Annotated in this window: 17 protein-coding genes; 5 read left to right on the forward strand and 12 right to left on the reverse strand. The window is 38.4% G+C overall.

Annotated features, from left to right (window positions below; genetic code table 11):
* Positions 1-41: 41 nt before the first annotated feature.
* The 6 genes from GFU89_RS03240 to GFU89_RS03265 all read right to left on the reverse strand — a co-directional run bounded on the left by GFU89_RS03240 (position 42) and on the right by GFU89_RS03265 (position 7,927).
* Positions 42-2,189, reverse strand: coding sequence for a M43 family zinc metalloprotease (locus GFU89_RS03240; RefSeq protein WP_318845772.1), 2,148 nt, complete (start codon positions 2,187-2,189; stop codon positions 42-44).
* Between the two features lie 82 nt (positions 2,190-2,271).
* A complete protein-coding gene (locus tag GFU89_RS03245) occupies positions 2,272-3,537 on the reverse strand; it encodes an NAD(P)/FAD-dependent oxidoreductase (RefSeq protein ID WP_318845773.1) in 1,266 nt (421 codons plus the stop codon).
* A gap of 8 nt (positions 3,538-3,545) precedes the next feature.
* Positions 3,546-4,544: a 4-hydroxyproline epimerase gene (locus GFU89_RS03250; RefSeq protein WP_318845774.1), complete on the reverse strand. Its 999-nt coding sequence runs from the start codon at positions 4,542-4,544 to the stop codon at positions 3,546-3,548.
* The gene (locus GFU89_RS03255) at positions 4,541-6,031 is read right to left on the reverse strand and encodes an aldehyde dehydrogenase (NADP(+)) (RefSeq protein ID WP_318845775.1); all 1,491 of its coding nucleotides are present in this window, start codon (positions 6,029-6,031) and stop codon (positions 4,541-4,543) included. The genes GFU89_RS03250 and GFU89_RS03255 overlap by 4 nt, the downstream gene beginning before the upstream one ends.
* A 16-nt stretch (positions 6,032-6,047) precedes the next feature.
* On the reverse strand, positions 6,048-6,953 hold the full coding sequence (locus GFU89_RS03260; protein ID WP_318845776.1) for a dihydrodipicolinate synthase family protein: 906 nt from the start codon (positions 6,951-6,953) through the stop codon (positions 6,048-6,050).
* A gap of 92 nt (positions 6,954-7,045) precedes the next feature.
* Positions 7,046-7,927 carry an AraC family transcriptional regulator gene (locus tag GFU89_RS03265; protein WP_318845777.1) on the reverse strand — a complete coding sequence of 294 codons (882 nt, stop codon included), beginning with the start codon at positions 7,925-7,927 and terminating at the stop codon, positions 7,046-7,048.
* A gap of 174 nt (positions 7,928-8,101) precedes the next feature.
* On the opposite strand from GFU89_RS03265, the gene GFU89_RS03270 reads away from it, so the two are divergent.
* Both GFU89_RS03270 and GFU89_RS03275 read left to right on the forward strand, forming a co-directional pair.
* Positions 8,102-9,490: an aminopeptidase P family protein gene (locus tag GFU89_RS03270; protein WP_318845778.1), complete on the forward strand. Its 1,389-nt coding sequence runs from the start codon at positions 8,102-8,104 to the stop codon at positions 9,488-9,490.
* Between the two features lie 20 nt (positions 9,491-9,510).
* Entirely contained in the window at positions 9,511-11,682 is a 2,172-nt protein-coding gene (locus GFU89_RS03275; protein ID WP_318845779.1) for a S9 family peptidase, read from the forward strand.
* A 72-nt stretch (positions 11,683-11,754) separates the two neighbouring features.
* Here the strand turns inward: GFU89_RS03275 and GFU89_RS03280 are convergent, their stop codons facing one another.
* Both GFU89_RS03280 and GFU89_RS03285 read right to left on the reverse strand, forming a co-directional pair.
* Complete coding sequence (locus tag GFU89_RS03280; RefSeq protein ID WP_318845780.1) at positions 11,755-12,318, reverse strand: hypothetical protein; 564 nt, start codon at positions 12,316-12,318, stop codon at positions 11,755-11,757.
* Positions 12,319-12,446: 128 nt separating this feature from the next.
* The gene (locus tag GFU89_RS03285) at positions 12,447-12,875 is read right to left on the reverse strand and encodes a hypothetical protein (RefSeq protein ID WP_318845781.1); all 429 of its coding nucleotides are present in this window, start codon (positions 12,873-12,875) and stop codon (positions 12,447-12,449) included.
* 125 nt (positions 12,876-13,000) lie between these two features.
* Here GFU89_RS03285 and GFU89_RS03290 point away from each other — a divergent pair, with 125 nt between their 5' ends.
* Complete coding sequence (locus tag GFU89_RS03290; protein WP_318845782.1) at positions 13,001-13,606, forward strand: DNA-3-methyladenine glycosylase; 606 nt, start codon at positions 13,001-13,003, stop codon at positions 13,604-13,606.
* 93 nt (positions 13,607-13,699) lie between these two features.
* On the opposite strand, the gene GFU89_RS03295 is transcribed toward GFU89_RS03290, so the two are convergent.
* From GFU89_RS03295 to mug, 3 genes are all read right to left on the reverse strand, one after another.
* Entirely contained in the window at positions 13,700-15,580 is a 1,881-nt protein-coding gene (locus tag GFU89_RS03295; RefSeq protein WP_318845783.1) for a hypothetical protein, read from the reverse strand.
* A gap of 14 nt (positions 15,581-15,594) precedes the next feature.
* Entirely contained in the window at positions 15,595-16,494 is a 900-nt protein-coding gene (locus GFU89_RS03300; protein ID WP_318845784.1) for a T9SS type A sorting domain-containing protein, read from the reverse strand.
* A gap of 214 nt (positions 16,495-16,708) precedes the next feature.
* Entirely contained in the window at positions 16,709-17,206 is a 498-nt protein-coding gene (mug, locus tag GFU89_RS03305; RefSeq protein WP_318845785.1) for a G/U mismatch-specific DNA glycosylase, read from the reverse strand.
* A 298-nt stretch (positions 17,207-17,504) separates the two neighbouring features.
* On the opposite strand from mug, the gene GFU89_RS03310 reads away from it, so the two are divergent.
* Entirely contained in the window at positions 17,505-17,822 is a 318-nt protein-coding gene (locus tag GFU89_RS03310; protein ID WP_318845786.1) for a multidrug efflux SMR transporter, read from the forward strand.
* 12 nt (positions 17,823-17,834) lie between these two features.
* Here the strand turns inward: GFU89_RS03310 and GFU89_RS03315 are convergent, their stop codons facing one another.
* The gene (locus GFU89_RS03315; protein WP_318845787.1) at positions 17,835-18,212 is read right to left on the reverse strand and encodes a helix-turn-helix domain-containing protein; all 378 of its coding nucleotides are present in this window, start codon (positions 18,210-18,212) and stop codon (positions 17,835-17,837) included.
* 117 nt (positions 18,213-18,329) lie between these two features.
* Between GFU89_RS03315 and GFU89_RS03320 the strand changes: the two genes are divergently transcribed.
* On the forward strand, positions 18,330-18,953 hold the full coding sequence (locus tag GFU89_RS03320; protein ID WP_318845788.1) for an FMN-dependent NADH-azoreductase: 624 nt from the start codon (positions 18,330-18,332) through the stop codon (positions 18,951-18,953).
* Positions 18,954-18,987: the final 34 nt, after the last annotated feature.

Genomic DNA, 18,987 nt, shown 5'->3' on the forward strand with positions numbered 1-18,987 from the left:
CCACCGCCGCCAGAATATTGTCCATAGGTTAGCGTTTGATCTTATTTTTTAATGAATTTTTGGGAAGATTTTCCTAAAGTAGTTTCAATATCAATTAAATAAGTTCCGCTTAGGAAATGTTTAACATCAACCTTATCACCAATAACTTTTGCATTCATTTTTCTTCCAAACATATCATAAACAGAAATTGACTTAATTGCCCCTTTTGTTTTAATATTTAATACATCAGAAACTGGATTTGGATAGATAGAAGTTTCTGAGTTTGTTGTATCAACGTCTGCTGTGGATAATGATAATGCACAAGGGGTTGTAATACTGCCATTTGGTTGTGTATTGTATCTAAACTCAGTTACAGAATAACCTGAACCATTGGCTCCAACAATCAGTTTGAAATAGCCGTTAATATTGTAGCCTTCGAATTGGTTTCTAAAACCAACATAAGCGGTTTGGCCAGACCAGTTAGTGTATGTAGGAGTATACACGTCAAGTTGTCCGGGAGTACCAATTGGGTAACCTATATTATTTGCATTAGTTATAGTGGTGCAAGCCGGAATTAAACTAATATTTCTTGTTCCTGTTTCACATACTAATCCTTTCCAATAGGTTTCCAATTTTAATTGATTTGCTCCATAATACCAAGCGCCATACCCTGCATCATCACTAAGCTCCGGGTTAATGATAAAATATTTCCAAGCTGCCCCGGAGTTGGTTGTTACTGTTGTAGCTGTTGGGTTGGCATAGCTTTCCAGAGGAGTTCCTGTAACTAATTTATAGGGATCCTTGTAAGAAAAAGTTAATGCCAAAGCTGTAGTTGATCCTAATGAAGTTGCGCCTCCTGTTATAGCCGGATTTAGGAACGTAATTGATGAATTCAGTACCTGACTTTTAGGATGACTGGTTGCCGCACCGTTTATGGTAAGTGTTGCAGTAGTAGGGCTTATAACTGCTATAGCTGCTGTTAGTCCTGCTGGTAATGAAGAAGTGAAATGTGTTCCTGCAGTAAGAGTTGTTCCATTTGGTACGGTAAATGTTGCTCCGTTTAGCGTGATCGTTGATGTAGGGGCAGAGGCTACTGTTCCATCTAATGACACGGCTCCATTATTGTTTAAGTTCTCCGTAAATGTACTGTTGCTAAGGGTTAATCTAGGTGGAGTATTGGCAACTCCGGTTGCGGCTAAGTTGGCAGGCTGCCATAAATTCATTCGCGAAGGATGGTTTAACGCTGCTAGCATTCTGTTGACTTGTCCATTGGTAAACATTTTATAACAACCGGAAGAACCATTGTATCCCATATAGTTTTCAACGTTCACTTTTTGTCCAAGGCAATTGTTTCCAGCTGTACATCCTAATCCGGAAGAAGTATTTTCTACAGGGGTGTCAGCAACTCCATCACCATCATTAGTTGGGTTTGCAGTTGAACATGGAACATTAAACGTATGCTGAAGATTTAACCAGTGCCCAAATTCGTGAGTAAATGTATCAGAAAATTCGTTTGAAGCCACTGTTCCTGCAGCATTAAATATATAACGTCCATTATAAACAACTCTGGCTGTATTTACTGAAGTCATGTATGAATCCGGATACCAGGCAACTCCTGATTGATATAAATCTTTATTAGAATATAGATCATTTTGTATATACACATTCATGTACTTTGTATTATCCCACGCATCTGCACCAATTTCTGCATCATATCCGCCTCCGTTGCCATATCCACCTTTGAAAGGATGAAATACCACTCCGCTTGTTGCTTTTCCGGTTGGATCAATTTTAGCTAATCGAAATTCAATACTTAATGCTGCTCTGATAGATTGGAAATCAGGATCTACAGTATTTGAATCAGTGTTGATTCCATTGAAATTTAAGTTGATTTGTTGCAGTAAGTCAACTACTTTTTGGTAATTTACTTTTACATTACTCTGAGATTCTCCATACACATGAAAAACCACAGGGATGATATAGGTGGGAGCGTTGACCTTTTTATTCAATGGAGTTTTGTTTGATTCCTTTTTTTTTACAAAATCTTTGGTGAATTTCTCAAAGTTTTCATATTCAGCCTTAGATTTAGGGTGCAGTTCAAAATGTTTTTTCATCATTTCATCTGCTTTACACTCATGAGGTCTGTTTTCCTGAGCAAAACCTATTATTGGAAATAGGGAAACAAGTAGTAGTAATTTAAATTTTTTCATAAATTTTGGATTTGGTTGTTAATAAATTATTTGAATAATCAAATTGTTTTGTGCTTAATTTTGTGTGTTATGTGATGTTTTTTTAACTAAATCTTTCAGGGTTGAATATCTTTATCTCAACCGTTGGCTTTTGGTCATTGGCAAGTTCTGAAACTGTTTTTCCAAAAATGGGTCCTAAACTTAACCCCATCATACCGCCACCGCCTGCGATAATCAGGTTTTTCAATTGGGAAGACTGTCCCAGATAAGGAAGGCCGTCCGGTGCACAAGGTCTGTAACCTAACCATATTTCAGATTCTTGCTTGGGATGCATCTGAAAGTCAGGTAAATAATGAGGGATAGACCGGACGATACCTTCTACTCTTTTCATATTAATTTTATCATGATGGGAAGCCAGTTCCATAGTTCCTCCGAAACGGATCTGCCCATTCATAGGAGTGACAGCCACTCTTGCTTCCAGTAATAAAGCAGCATGATTCAGGGTATTGGCTGGATTATCAAGGGTATGCATAAACGAATATCCTTTTCCAGGCATTAACTGAATTTTGATTCCTGCCTTCTGAGCCAGCTCAGGGAGAAATGAACCTCCGGTCATGACGAAACGGTCTGCTGTAAACTTTTTATCATTAGCAATGACGGCTTTAATCATGCTTCCTGATGTTTCGAATCCTGTTACTTTATGATGGGTATGAAAAACGGCACCATTATTTTTAAGATAAGAGATCATTTGTTTCATCAGTTTCATCGGATTCATATGGCCGTCACATTTATAATTGATCCCTCCTATGACATCCATCCGGATATTAGGCTCAAGTTCCTGAATTCCTTTTTGATCTAGAATGTCAACAGATAATCCCAGACTGATCGCTTTATGAGCAAGCTCTGTTTCTTCTTCCCTTACTTTTTCGGTTTTGTAAAGCATCAGAATACCACTCTGATTAAGTTCAAAATCAAATTCATCTTTTGCAGCAATCTCGTTATAGAGACTGCTGCTCGCCAGGTTAAGGTCTCTGATGGCTGCTGCTGAACGGTCCACATGTTTCTGGTTGGAATGTTTCAAGAACTTTATCCCCCAGGAAAACAGATCAGCACTCAATGAAGGCTTTACATAAAACGGACTTTTGCTATCAAACATCCAGCGGATGCCTTGTGCAACAACTCCCGGCGCTGCCAACGGAGTAAAGTGGCTGGGTACGATCATCCCTGCATTGCCATAAGAACAATTGTTCGTAAGATCGTTCTGCTCCAGAATTTCTACACTCCAGCCTTTCTCTAAAAGGTAATAGGCGGAGCTTAAACCTGCTATTCCTGCACCAATAATAAGTGCTTTTCCTTTATTCTGTGTCATATATCTGTTTACATAACATGAAATCCCTGCCAGTAAGGATCTTCATCATCAATAATAATATGATTATAACCGATGATTCTTGCCCAGCCTTCTACTGACGGAATAATTGCTGGATTTCCTGCAACTGTATCCGTTCCTTCAATTCTCCCAATGAACTGGGATCCGATATAACTTTCATGGATAAATTCTTCTCCTTCTTTTAATTTTCCTTTAGCATACCATTGAGCCATTCTTGCAGAAGTTCCCGTTCCGCATGGTGAACGGTCCAACGCGTTCTCTCCCACTAAAACAGCATTTCGCCCGCTTGCTTCAGGATCTGTAGGATTACCCGTCCATTGAATATGGCTTAATCCGGTAATATGTTCATTTTCAGGATGAATAAATTGATACTTGTCATTGAGTAATTTTCTGACTATCTTTCCATAATGAATAAGCTGGCTGGCTGTAAAATCGGAAATATCCCTGAAGTTTTCCTGAGGGTCTATGATAGCATAGAAGTTCCCTCCATAAGCTACATCAGCTTTTATTACTCCGAGATTCGGACAATCAACTTCCAGATTTTCAGCATACAGAAAGGATTTCACATTGGTCAGTTTTACAGACGTTACTTTTTTGCCTTCCTGTACATAATCAATGAGAATAAGTCCTGCCGGTGTTTCAAGGCGTAGTTTTCCGGGAATTTTAGGAAAAATGAGACCTTCTTCTATGGCAATGGTTACCGTTCCTATCGTTCCGTGTCCGCACATGGGAAGACATCCGCTGGTTTCAATATATAAAACTCCGATATCGTTTTCTTCGTCAATAGGCGGATACAAAATACTTCCACTCATCATATCATGACCTCGGGGTTCAAACATAAGTCCTTTCCGGATCCAGTCGTATTCTTTCATAAAATGAAGTCTACGCTCCATCATAGAGTTTCCTTTTAAAATAGGGCCGCCTCCTGCAACAAGACGTACAGGACACCCGCAGGTATGAGAATCTATACAAAAAAATGTTCTGTTCATGGGGTTTGTAATTTTAATGATCCTGAATTGACTTCTCCATCTACAATTCTGCTGATCTGTAACGGATTTTCATTCTTCAGCTCTTCGGGTAAAAATTCATCCGGCCAGTTTTGGAAAGAAATAGGACGGATAAACCTCTTTACAGCATCCGGACCTACAGAGGTAAAGCGGGAATCAGTAGTCGAAGGAAAAGGACCTCCATGCTGCATGGCATAAACAACTTCCACCCCCGTAGGCATTCCGTTGAATAGTAACCTTCCGCATTTATCCTTCAAAAGATTGATTAGTACAAGATGATTCCGGGCATCTTCATCGGTAGCTGCTACGGTAATTGTTAACTGTCCTTTCAGTTGTTGAGCGATTTCAGTCATCTCTTCCTGAGTTTCACAAGTTACAATGATACCAAAAGGCCCGAAAACCTCTTCACTTAACACAGAATTTTTTATGAAATTTTTAGCGTTGGTCTCTATCACCATAGCATGTCCGTACCCTTCATTAATTTCTGTATCTGTTGTGGCAATGATATGTACTTCAGGCTGTTCTGTCGCAATGGTTTTATGTTTTTCAAAATTTTCATAGATTCCTTTGTGAAGCATCTTTGCGGGAACAATTTCATTAATTTCATTTTTCAGGGTAATGATAAAACGATCCAGAGATTCTCCTTTAAGAGCAATACATACTCCCGGGTTGGTACAAAATTGTCCTGCTCCTAATGTTAAGGATGAAAGATATTCTTTAGCGAACGCTTCTGCTTTTTTTTCAAGCAAATCCGGCAGGACAAATACTGGATTGATGCTGCCCATTTCTGCAAAAACAGGAATAGGATCTTCACGGTGATTCGCCATATCGAACAATGCTTTTCCTCCGGCAAATGAACCGGTAAATGCAACGGCTCTGATCTCTTTATGCTGAACTAAATAAGCCCCGATATCATGGGATGTTCCGGTAATATGGCTAAAGATTCCTTCAGGCCAGCTGCATTCTTTCACAGCAGCTGTTATAGCATCAGCCATGAGTTGAGAGGTCTTAGGGTGAGCAGGATGAGCTTTTATGATAACAGAACAGCCTGCTCCAATAGCACTTGCCGTATCACCGCCCGCTGTAGAAAAAGCAAACGGGAAATTACTGGCTCCGAAAATAACTACAGGTCCTATACCAACATTGTATTTTCGGATGTCCCCTTTTTGCTTATCAGATTGTGGAAGATCAATTCTTGGTTCTGTATATATTCCTGTGGCTACCGCTTTGGCATAGCTTCTCCATTGTCCTGTTGTTCTCGCTTTTTCACCAGTAAGTCTGGCTAAGGGCAGTGATGTTTCAATATGAGCCGTTGTCAAAAGTTCTTCTCCCAGTGCTTCAATCTGATCGGCAACGGTGTTCATGAAGGCTGCCCGTTCTTGTACAGTGGTATTTTTCAGAAACTGGTAGGCTTCAGACGCCATCTGAATTCTTCTATCAATATCTTGTGTTGATGTTTCTTCAATCATAGCTTTCTTTCTGGTATTAATCTAATGCCGGGCGGTTGGCTATGCCTTCTTCAATGATCTTTTTGACTTTTTCAGCTTCTTCACCGTGTAGTTCCAGACGTGGTGCTCTTACATACGGACTGCTTATTCCTTCCGCTGTTGCAGCCAGTTTGATATACTGAATAAGTTTAGGATGAATGTCCAGCTCAAGTAATGGCATAAACCATCGGTAGATTGCTACAGCTTTATCGTATTCATTTGCTTTCACGTGGTTGTACATGGCCATGGTTTCATTAGGGAAAGCATCTACAAGACCTGCTACAAGCCCATCTGCACCAAGCATCAGGGTTTCAAGGCAAATAGTATCTACCCCGCCAAGAATTTTGATCCTTTTTCCAAAACGGTTAATCATTCTGGTTACATTGGCAAGATCTCTTGTGGATTCTTTAACGGCCTGAATGGTTGGGTGTTCAATAAGTTCCTCAAACATTTCAAGGGTTACATAAATTCCGTAATCAACCGGATTGTTATAGATAAGGATTGGAAGGTCCGTAGCAGAAGCCACTGCTTTGAAATATTCTACTACTTCACGGCTGTCTGCTTTATAGCGCATAGGTGGAAGTAGCATGAGACCGTCAGCCCCTGATTCTTTAGCTTTTTGAGCGAAGTGTACTGCATTTTTGGTCGTATTTTCAGCAAGATTAAGAATAACGGGAATTCTTCCCTGTGTTATCTTTTTTGCATATTTCAGCAGCTCAAACTTTTCTTCTGTTTCTAACGCGCTGGCTTCACCTAATGTTCCTGCAAGGATAATTCCGTGAACACCTGCTTTGATCTGGGCTTCTGTATTGAGAGCAAACATTTCAAAGTCTATCTCACCTTCTTTGGTAAAAGGAGTTAATACAGCAGGATAAATACCTTCCCAGTTTAGTTTTGTACTCATATCAAATAATATTTATCCAAAACTAGCAGAATTTCAAAACGGTAAATGTTAATATTTTAATAGATATTAACCATATTTTAACAGGCTGTTTTTTATTGTTCTATAGTAGCCTCTTTATAATGCTTTAGGTATTCTTTAGGTGAATATTTCATAATAGACTTGAAAACCCGGTTAAAATTGGTAAGGCTGTTGAAGCCACTGTTAAAAGCCACGGAAGAAATGCTGTACATATTACTGGAGGTCAATAGTCTGCAGGCTCTCTGTACACGGAGTTCATTAAGATATTGAATGTAAGTGATTCTGGTTCGTTTTTTAAAGGATCTGCAAAATGCCTGAGGAGTCATGCAGGCTTCCTGGGCAATACTGTCAAGGGTTAGTTTTGTCTGGGCAAAATTCTTCTTAATAAAGGTTTGAGCATCTATAATTCTTTGATCATAGTCTGAAATGTGATCTGGCAGATTTTTTTCCGAAGATAAAGGAATATGCAGATGCCTGTTTTGCATAAGATGGTTCAAAATCCTTATAAAATCTATAATCTGTTCTACGCCTTCTGTTTTTTGTAAGGCAGCAATGTTTTCCCCGATATTTACTTTTAACTTAGAAGCGACCTGGAAGCCGACTTCTGAATGGGCAATAAAATTTTTAAGTTCTTCAAATTCCGGTAAATCGAAAAAGGCAGCGATCTTTTTATATGGATCAAAAAATATAGAAATGGAATGAACCTTTTGTTTTTCATCTTTATCAAAATTACCTCGGAAGACATGTGATTGATTGGCGCCCAGATAAAAAATATCGCCAGCCTCAAAATTAAAGAGGTTTTGTTCTATAGCCAGTGTTCCGTGTCCTTTAAGAATCCACATGATCTGGGTTTCTGTATGACGGTGAAAGTAAGGATAAAAATTGGGCATTATATCTTCCTGGATGCGGATACTTTTGTTGGTGTCAGCAGGGACTGAAAACTGAAGACTCTTCATAGAACCAATATTTTGATGTAAAAGGTTAAAATATGACCGAATTTAAGCAAAATATGAACACTGGATATCATATTAAAATCCAAACTTTACATTATTCTTTATTTTAGTAAATAAAGAGCGGTCAATAGTACAAAATCGTAACTTTAAAGCTTTAAATTAAAAAGTATTCATAATATGTTTTCAACACAAACCTATCAAGATAGAAGAGCAGTGTTACAAAGTAATGTAGCGAACGGAATTTTATTGTTTTTGGGAAATATAGAGAATCCTGTGAATTTTGAACACAATCCTTATTATTTCCGTCAGGACAGTACGTATTTATATTATTTCGAAATTCAGGAACCCCGCATTGTGGCCATTATTGATATTGATGAGAATAAGACCATTATTTTCGGAGATGAATTAAGTATAGATGACATCGTATGGATGGGCAGACAGGAAACCCTAAAAGAAAAAAGCCTGAAATCCGGAGTACAGGAAACTTTGCCGTATGCAGAGCTTTCTCAATATATTCTAAAAGCACAGACTTCCGGCAGAAAGGTACATTATCTTCCTCCGTATCAGTCTTCCAATAAAATTTTACTTGCCGATCTTCTTGGTGTTAAAATAGCAGATTTACAGCCTTCTACAGAGATGATTAAAGCCATTGTGAAGCAGCGGTCTATAAAAGAACCTCAGGAAATAGTGCAGATAGAACAGGCAGTGAATGTATCCAATGAAATGCATTTACTGGCGATGCAGATGGCAAAACCGGGCATTAAAGAATATGAAATTGCCAATGCCATCCAATATCTGGCTGCCAATAAAGAATGTCAGATGTCTTATCCTCCGATTGTAACCATAAACGGAGGAATTCTGCATAATCACTACCGTCTCAATACCTTAAAAGAAGGAGATCTTTTCCTTAATGATTCCGGAGCGGAAACGGCAATGGGATATGCGGGTGACCTTACCAGAACTTTTCCGGTGAGCAAAACTTTTAGCACAAAACAAAAGGAAATGTATGAAGTGGTTCTGAATGCTTTTAATAATGCCCAACAGCTTTTGAAGCCAGGAGTAAGATTTAAGGATATCCATCTGAAAGCCTCGCAGCATCTGGTAGAAGGTCTTATTGATCTTGGATTGATGAAAGGAAATCCTGAAGAAGCGGTAAAAAACCATGCCCATACCCTATTTTTCCAGTGCGGATTGGGACATATGATGGGACTTGACGTACATGATATGGAAGATCTTGGAGAGCAGTATATTGGCTATACCGAAGAAGAACCCAAAGACACCAAAACATTCGGGCTTAAATCTTTACGTTTAGGAAAAGCATTGGAGTCCGGATTTGTAGTAACAGTTGAGCCCGGTATTTATATGATTCCGGAACTGATTGATATCTGGCAGGCTGAAAACAAAAATGCAGATTTTATTAATTATGATACAGTGAATGAATACCGAAACTTCGGAGGAATCCGTGTGGAAGATGATTTCCTGATTACAGATGACGGATACAGACTTCTTGGGAACGGACTGATCAAAACCGTTGAAGAAATTGAAAATTACAGAGCTGAACATTGAGCTTAATATAAATACTATCTATGAAGAACATAAAAAAACTAACGATCGTTGCACTGTATTTCCTGTGTCTGTCACCATTTGTGGCACAAAAGACACAGTGGACTCCGGATGGCAATGCCTATTATTCATTTACAAAAAAAGGGGTTGAAATTGTTGATGTACTGCATCCCGGAAAAGATCAGACTCTTTTAAACAGCAATGAACTTGTTCCTGCGGGAAGTTCTGAAGCACTGCAGGTACAAAGTTTCCAGGTATCTCCGGATGACAAAAGTTTATTACTCTTTGCCAATACCCGAAAAGTATGGAGAGACAATACCCGTGGAGATTATTGGATCTTCGATAAAAATACTAAAAAGCTTACCCAGCTTGGAAAAGGCCTGCCGTCTTCATCATTGATGTTTGCCAAATATTCTCCGGATGGTAAAAAAGTAGCGTATGTGTCTAAGCATAATATTTATGTTGAAGATCTTTCAAACAATCAGCTTACCAAGATCACTACAGATGGTACAGACGGAATGATCAACGGTACTTTCGACTGGGTATATGAAGAGGAATTTGGAACTCAGGATGGTTTCAGATGGTCACCTGACGGCAACAAAATTGCTTACTGGAAGCTGGATGCACGAAGTACTAAAAACTTCCTGATGATCAATAATACAGACAGTCTGTATTCATTTACAGTTCCTGTAGAATATCCGAAAGTGGGCGAAAATCCTTCAGGGTGCAGCATCTGGTTTTATGATCTTGCTTCTAAATCTTCAAAGAAAGCAGATATCACAGGAGATGAAATACAAAACTATATTCCGAGAATGGAATGGGTATTGGATTCCAAATCTGTTATTCTGCAGCAATTGAACAGAAAACAGAATCAAAGTAAAATCATTGTGGCAGATGCCAATTCCGGCAGCAGTAAGACTATTCACACAGAAACAGATGCTGCATGGATTGATATCAAATCCCGTTGGAACGATAATGACCCAAGTGGCTGGGACTGGATAGAGAATGGAAAAGAATTCCTGTGGCTTTCTGAAAAAGACGGATGGAGACATATTTATAAAATAGATATGAGCGGTAAGGAAACATTGATTACCAAAGATGCCTTTGATGTTATAAAACCTGAGTTTTTTGATGTTCAGAACAAGCAGATCTACTTTTCAGCTTCACCCAATAATGCGACTCAGAAATATCTGTACAAAGTAAATATGAAAGGTGGAAAAGCACAAAAAGTAACTCCTGAAACTTATACCGGTTCCAATAAATACACGATATCACCCAATGGGAAGATCGCGATATTTACCAACAATAGTGTCAATGCCATTTCCATGGGTTCTGTAATATCACTTCCGGAACATAAAGAACTGATTGCTGCCAAAAGAACAGCCAAAGCAGATCCTGCAAGACCTAAAGCAGAGTTTTTCCAGGTTGCCACACAGGATGGAATTACATTGGACGGATGGGTGGTAAAGCCTAAAAATTTTGACCCTAATAAAAAATACCCGATTGTTTTCATGGTCTATGGAGAACCGGCAACACAGACAGTAACAGACAGCTTCTATACAGGATGGAATGATTTATATGTGGGAGATATGGCGGAAGATGGTTATCTGTATGTTTCCCTTGAAAACCGCGGAACACCTGCTCCAAGAGGGCGTGAATGGCGAAAATCGATTTACCGTAAAATAGGACAGCTTAATATCCGTGATCAGGCAATGGGAGCTAAAGCGTTATTCGCTAAATGGCCTTATGCAGATACTTCAAGAGTTGCCGTATGGGGCTGGAGCGGCGGAGGTTCTTCTACCCTGAATCTTCTGGGACAATATCCTGATATTTACCAGACCGGGATTGCTATTGCTCCGGTGGCCAATCAGTTGTTCTATGACAATATCTATCAGGAAAGATATATGGGGCTTCCACAGGAAAACAGAGAAGATTTTGTGAATGGATCCCCACTGGCTTATGCTAAAAACCTAAAAGGAAATCTTCTACTGGTGCACGGAACAGGCGATGATAATGTACATTACCAGAATACGGAAGTATACATCAACGAATTGATAAAACACAACAAACAGTTTCAGCTGATGTCTTATCCTAACCGAACACACTCTATTGATGAAGGGGAAGGAACATCATTACACCTTGCAACTTTGTTTACAAAATATTTAAAAGAACACTGTCCTCCGGGAGGAAGATAAAAAAGAAAAAACCAGATATCAAATTATCTGGTTTTTCTTTTAAATAGGGATAATGAATATTGATCTTGCTTATTATAAACTGTAAGACAGCCCTACATTTCCTATTCCTTTATATCCAAAACCTGCTTCAGCACTTACTCCCAATCTGCCTCCTACTCTAATTCCGAGTCCTGTAAGTTGATAATTAAAATGTGAGATACTTTGTAAAGGATTCCTACTCTTTTCCAATGTTAATCCTAATCCCACTCCGGAATACATGCGAAATTTTGACTTAGATATGTAGTTGTAGTTACTTTTTACGGCAAAAGTATAATTGTGTGATTTTTCTGATGATGTATCGGAATATTCTCTTGTTACCTGTTGATATACAAGGTCTGTCCCAATAATCCATTTATCCTTTATTGCATAGTTATATTCAACAACAAAAGCTCCGGAATATCCTGTCTCATAAGGACCATAACCGAATGTAAATACACTGGTGAAAGCATTAAGAAAATCTGTGGTCGTTCCAAGTCCATAGGCAATTCTTATTTCTGAGCTTCCCTTACTTTGGGCCTTAATCATGGTACTGCCAACAATTAATAATCCCAAGCAAGTAGTTTTACATAAAGCTGCAAATAATTTTTTCTTTTTCATTTTGCAAAATTAAAGCTAATAATGCAGCAGTAAAGCTTTATTGCATTAGAATACAATTAGAACTCACTTAAAATATGGTTAAAGATATCACCTCTTTTGAAAGGGCATAGATAAATGTTGGGTTCGTTTTATCTTCTTTTAAATACAATGGTCCAGGTTATATGAAAGGGTTCTCCTTTGTATTTGTCTGTCTCTTTCATGACAATCTTCATTGTTGTTTTATCCAGCTGGGCGATTTCAAATTTTCGCTCATAATTACCTCCGTCAAATAAAGATAAGATTTTGTCGTCAGGATCTAATGAATACGAGAAATAAAGCTGTCCGCTATCAATAATGGAGCCGTCAGCATTAAACTGCATGAGGTCTTTCCTGTTTAATTTGTAATTCTTTACCGTTCGGCTTCCATTAGCTTCAATCCCTTCACTTTCTGAGAGTACAGGCTGCCATTTCCCGACAATCATTTTTTGATAAGATTGCTGATAAGGAATACTAAATGATAGTGCTGTCAGACAAAAAGTAAACAGAAACAGCGTTAGATTAAAAGATTTTATCATCATTTTATTTTTGGATTTGAATGAATATCAATAATTCATTTTCAAATGTAATAACAATCTATTTAACTCTATGAAAATTATTTTTATATCCTTATTTTTAACCTGTTAAATTTATAAAACCTATTCATTTGAAACTACCACTCTCCTATTATTCCAACCAAGATGTTCTTTTTCTGGCTCAGAATCTTCTGGGAAAAGTTCTTTTTACGGATATTAATGGTGAAGTAACAGCCGGAATTATTGTAGAAACAGAGGCCTATTTCGGAATACTGGATAAAGCTTCCCATGCGTATGGCGGCAGACGGACAGACCGCACTGAAATATTGTACAGTCATGGTGGTGTTTCTTATGTTTATTTATGTTACGGAATTCATCATCTGTTTAATATTGTAACTTCTGTAAAAGATGAGCCTAATGCGGTGTTAATCAGAGCTGTTGAGCCCCTGATAGGAAAAGATGTCATGGAACTCAGACGAAATATGTCTGTCGATAAAGCGGCTATTTCTTCCGGCCCCGGATCTGCAGCCAAAGCTTTAGGTATTGATAAATCTTTTAATAAAAAAGAGCTGGATGGAAATGAAATATGGATTGAAGATCACGGAATTCAATATCCCTCTGATGATATTATAAAATCTCCCCGTATAGGCGTTGCTTATGCACAGGAAGACGCCCTTTTACCCTGGCGGTTTTTTGTGAAGAACAACAAATATGTAAGCAAACCTAATAAAGCATAAGATTTGATCTATTAAAAAACAACTGCTTTAACAGCAAAAGAAATCCCGACAAAAAATGTCGGGATTTTTATAAAATGGAATCTGAAAATCCAATTACTGTATAAAAGTTACATCACCTTTATAGTTTTCACTGCCACTACAATTGGTCAGCTTAAGATTCCATGAATATACTCCCGGAATATTAACATAGGGTCCCGGATTACCGTTCGCATCAGGAGTGTATCTTCCATCCCATCTGATCTGGCCATTATAAAAACCGAGACAGGTTGTTTCATATTTGTAGTAAACACGCGTTCCCCAGCGATCATAGACACTAAGTTCATATGAATAGGCATTGTATGCGGGTATGGCATATTGGTTCATCAGAGTGTTATAAATGACAAACGGATTGGTCACAGACATGCCCGTAGGTTTGAATAAGCCTGGAAAAGCACCTGTAAAAACCGGAGGAGTGATGGTTGCCGTATTCGTTCCGCAAGCACTTGTGACAGTTACTGTTGATGCTGTATTTCCTGTCACAGCAGAAGTGTCACTTGTACTGCCTGTATTCCAGGAATACTTAATGCTGTTTGTGGCTTGCTGCATATGAAAACCGTAATCCGGACCTACTTCAGCTTCATTACCGCAAAGTTTGATCCACGGGTCAAATTTCACAGTGCCTGATCCAGTACAATTATTATAGCTTACACACCCAAACGCACCTCTGACATTCTGAATAAGAGTAACATATACCCACTGTGAATTTTTACAGCCATTATATTCAAATACAATCCTGTACTTGGTACACTTGGTAGGAGTTACAGTGATATCATTAGCGGGAACAAATGGTCCGCCAATAGGTCCGGTAAATGATACGTTTCCGTTGCCTATAAAATTACCCGCTTCGTCATACCATTTGTAACTTGTGGCTGCACCATTACCAGGAGCAGTAACGCTGGCTCTCAATTTTATGCTTGAACCGCAGCAGATCACCTTATTGCTCGTCTGTATGAGAGGATATTCTATTTTAATAATTTTGGAGATCACTACCCAGCCGCTGGTACAGTTACGGACCTGGAGGGTAACTTTGTAATAATGCCCGCTTTGCAAATTAATCCCGCTGGACCGCAGACTGTAAGTGCCTACAGGCCCATTACGAATGACTGCAAATGGCGGGCTTCCGATGAGGTTCCCCATGGCATCACATTCCTGGGCAAACCATACATATTGAGATTCATTAGTGGTACGGCTTCCGCTGAAAAGAATGGGATCATCAATATTACATGCTGTAGAAGGTCCTACAAGCTCTGGTACAGGAGGCACTGGCTTGCAAAGGGCATCAATATAGGCATAACCAAAGTGACCGCTATCTCTGCAGTCTGCGGTGGCAAAATAAATGGTAAGCTGCTGGCCGACATCCTGAGAAGGAATAGGAAGACATAAAGTTTGCCATTCTTTCCATGAAAGAGGTTCACCATTAAAGCTTGTCGTTTGAAGGAATGGATCAGCTACGTTGCTGCCATTAATTTTGACAGGGCCAATGACCAGATTACCAGGTGCTGTACTGCTGGCAAGATCATTGGTTCTGCTGACCCAATAGCTGAAAAAGCCATTGATCACAGGATCGCTATGGGCTCCCTGTAAAACCAAAGCATACATAAATGATAGAGAGCTTCCTGCTGTGAAAGTATAAGACATGATCTCTGCTCCGTTCATAGCGGTAGAATTTCCTAATCTGAAAGCATTGTTCCCTTCTCCCACCATAGGTAAAGAAGCTCCTAATATCGGGTCATTGCCTATTCCCGTCACGGTATGCTGGGTAGGAGAAAGACTTGGGGTAAAGGTTGATAAATTTAATGTACCTGTTGTGTTGCTTCCAACATAGGTCTGCCAGTTGCTGAAATTACCCATTTCCGCATCACCATTGGGACATTGGGCATTAATGCATGTCATAGTCCATAACATGCAGGCTAAAAGTAAAATTAGTTTTTTCATAATTGTCTGCATTTTTATTGAACAATGATTTTTTGAGTAACAGGCGCCTGCCCCTGAGCATTAAACTGTACCAGATAGTTGCCGGCTGGAAGATTGATATTGTGCTGTATTGTATGTCTTCCGTTTTTGATCTGCTTATCCCTGAATACAGTATCTGCAGTACGGCCATTGATATCTATGATCTGAAGACTGGCCTGGCTCTCTTTTTCCACGTGATAAGTAATATTGATTACATTTTTGGCTGGGTTGGGAGCAACAAGCAGAGGAAATGTGACTAGAGATTTTCCTTTGTTTACAACTTTATATTCAGACTTTAAAAACCCTACAGTACGGTCAATATAATATACTGAAGCAATGGTATTTCCTGAAGCATCACGGAAAAGATAGTAGGCATTATCATAATAGTAATCAATGTCTGCATTCTTTAAGGTATATTGATCGATAATTTCATCAACCCGGACGTTCTCGTGCTTTTGTCCGTCAAAAACAACATTCTGGCTGTCATAATGATGAACCTGAGGATTGTGACCGGAAGGAACTTTTGCACCCTCATTTAGAAAAAGATCTGCAGAAAAATAGTCCTGCCCTATCAATACTTCTCTGATTTCTTTTGACCGAAGTTCAATAGGAATAGTGTTCGAAGATCTTCGCTGCATGTCACCGGAAAAGCTGTTCCTTTCTTTACCATACAAAGAGATAACCTTGTCAGCTGGATAAGGCTTTTCATTCACAGGCTCACTAGTTCTGGACTGTGCGCTGAATTGAGATGAGAATGCTGTAATAAGGGCTGAACATAGTAAAACCCTGTTCACTTTTTTAAAACATCGCTGTGGTATGCCTGAGCATAAATTTCCTGTTGCTGAATCCAATAAAACAAAATGTCTTTTAATGAATTCGTACTCTTTTGTTTTCATAGTACTATTTAATGGTTTGAGTTTTAAATGTATCAAACAATCAAATATCTGGGGAGAATGAATAATTAACTGGGAGAATTAAATTAGTAAATGTGTTGTTTTCTCCCTTAAGTGTGATTTTCTTAAATAGAGATTAAAATAATAGGGTACAAAAAATTGAGGTGCGGTTTTGCCACTCCTTTATACTTTTGAAATTGTTTATGATGGATTCAGACTATTTAACAGCCTGGTAAAAAATGCTGTAAGAGGAAACAAGATCAGCAAGAGAAAATCCCCGGTTCAAACCGCTGGTATTGGGCAAAACCCATACTTTTGCACCACAGAAATCTTCTGCCTGCAGTCCCCACAGAATTTCTTTCTTTTTAGAGAAAGCTTTGTAAGCAGCTTTACCCAGAAAAGCCACATATTGAGGTTGGTATTCTGTTATTTTTGCTTTAAATGTATCCAAAGCATTGTCAAACTCTTCTTTTGAAAGTTCGTCAGCACGGGATGTTGCTCTTGCAACAGCAGTTGTAAGTCCCAATCCGAAATCCAGAATAGAAATATCATTCACCGCTTCAATTTCATAAGGAGTAAAACCTGACTGGTGAAGAACCTTCCAGAAACGGTTACTTTTCCCTGAAAAATGATGTCCGTCATCTGATGATTTTAATCCGGGATTAATTCCACAAAAAATAACGTCGAGATGAACTTTAATGATATCTGTTAGCATAATTGAGATGAATAGGTCTATAGAAAACAAGAGATTTTGGCCTTCTCTTTTCACGACATAAAGATATCAATATTAGAGATATATTCAGACTTACATTTTATTATAGAATATTGAACGGTTCACAGTCTGTATCATACGTTCTATCTCTGTGTTTTGCGGTATCGCACAGTTTATTGTATTGAATGTGAATGGATAATCGTAATTTTACAGTAGTAATTTGATGAAGTCTTTTACTGTGAAGAATTCCTTTTTAATGACATTCTTTCAATAACAGATAACATCATTAAAAATAAATAGTATGAACTGGATTGCATTAATTATCGCAGGAATTTTTGAAATTGGATGGCCTTTGGGACTTAAATTATCTCAACAACCAGAAAATAATAAATGGAGCTGGATCATATTTTCAATCGTATGTATGTCCGTTAGTGGTGGATTTCTTTGGTACGCTCAGAAAAGTATCCCTATTGGAACTGCCTATGCAGTATGGACCGGAATTGGTGCCGTAGGAACTTTAATGGTGGGGATTCTGTTTTTTCAGGACTCTGCAAGTGTTTTAAGATTGCTTTCTGCATTATTGATTGTTGTAGGAATAGTTGGCCTCAAAATGTTTTAAAATAAAAATATTTTAGCTTTTCTTTTTCTCATTATTCTTAAGAGTTTTGTTTCTGTGTTCAATACCCCAATCCAGCATTACATCCAGCACTTTCCGGAATGCATAGCCTGATTCTGTTAGTTCATACTGTACAGTAACAGGAATTGTATCATGTACGGTTCTGGTAACAATTCCATTGGCTTCCAAATCTCTCAGTTCTTTTGAGAGCATTCGTGGAGTAATTTTTGGAATGTCTTTTTCAAGTTCTCCATAACGCTTTTTTCCAAAAAAAAGTGATGATATAATAGCCGCTTTCCATTTCCCATTGATAACATTTATAGTATCATTAACTGCTAAAATATACGTAGCTGAACATTCCTGCCAACTCTTAAGTTCTGAAATCTTCCCCATAACGTTTTGATTATTATGTTTCTATACTCTTGCATAGTGCTATACAAGAGTATAGTACTTCTTTTTATATAGTAAATGTACTATAAATTTGTATAAGAATTTTAAAAACAAATAAAAATGTCCAAAAAAGTATTACACATCATTTCCAGTACCAGAGGTACTGATTCTTATACCATTAAAATGGGAAATCTAATCGTTGATAAAATAACGGAAAGCGAGCCAGCGGTATCTGTTGACGTACTTGATCTGTCAAAGAAACTATTTCCTCATTTAAGTCAGGATCAGATTAACGGTTTTTTTACCCCGCCTGAGCATAGAACCCCGGAATTGGCAGAAGCCATCAGAATGTCAGACGAAGCAGTGGCACAAATCCAGGAGGCAGATTATATCGTTATAGGAGTTCCAATGTATAATTTCAGTATTACTTCCGGTTTGAAAGCTTATCTGGATCATATAGCAAGGGCAAAAGTTACTTTCCAGTATAGCGAATCAGGTTCTGAAGGCCTGTTAAAGGGGAAAAAAGCATTTATTGCCGGCGGGTCTGCAGGTCTTTTTACTGCAGGTCCCAATAAACCTTTTGATTTTGCTATCCCCTACCTTACTCATTTCTTATCATTTATTGGGATTACAGATGTAACGATTTTCCGTGTAGAAGGAACTGCTATTCCTGGAATGGAAGAGATGGCTTTGAATAATGCGATACAAAACATAGAAAAAGCTTTTACCAAAACGATGGCTTAAAAACAATATAATCAGTAAAATAAAGTCTGTTTCT

This window comes from Chryseobacterium sp. JV558 (assembly GCF_033712365.1).
Lineage (GTDB): Bacteria > Bacteroidota > Bacteroidia > Flavobacteriales > Weeksellaceae > Chryseobacterium.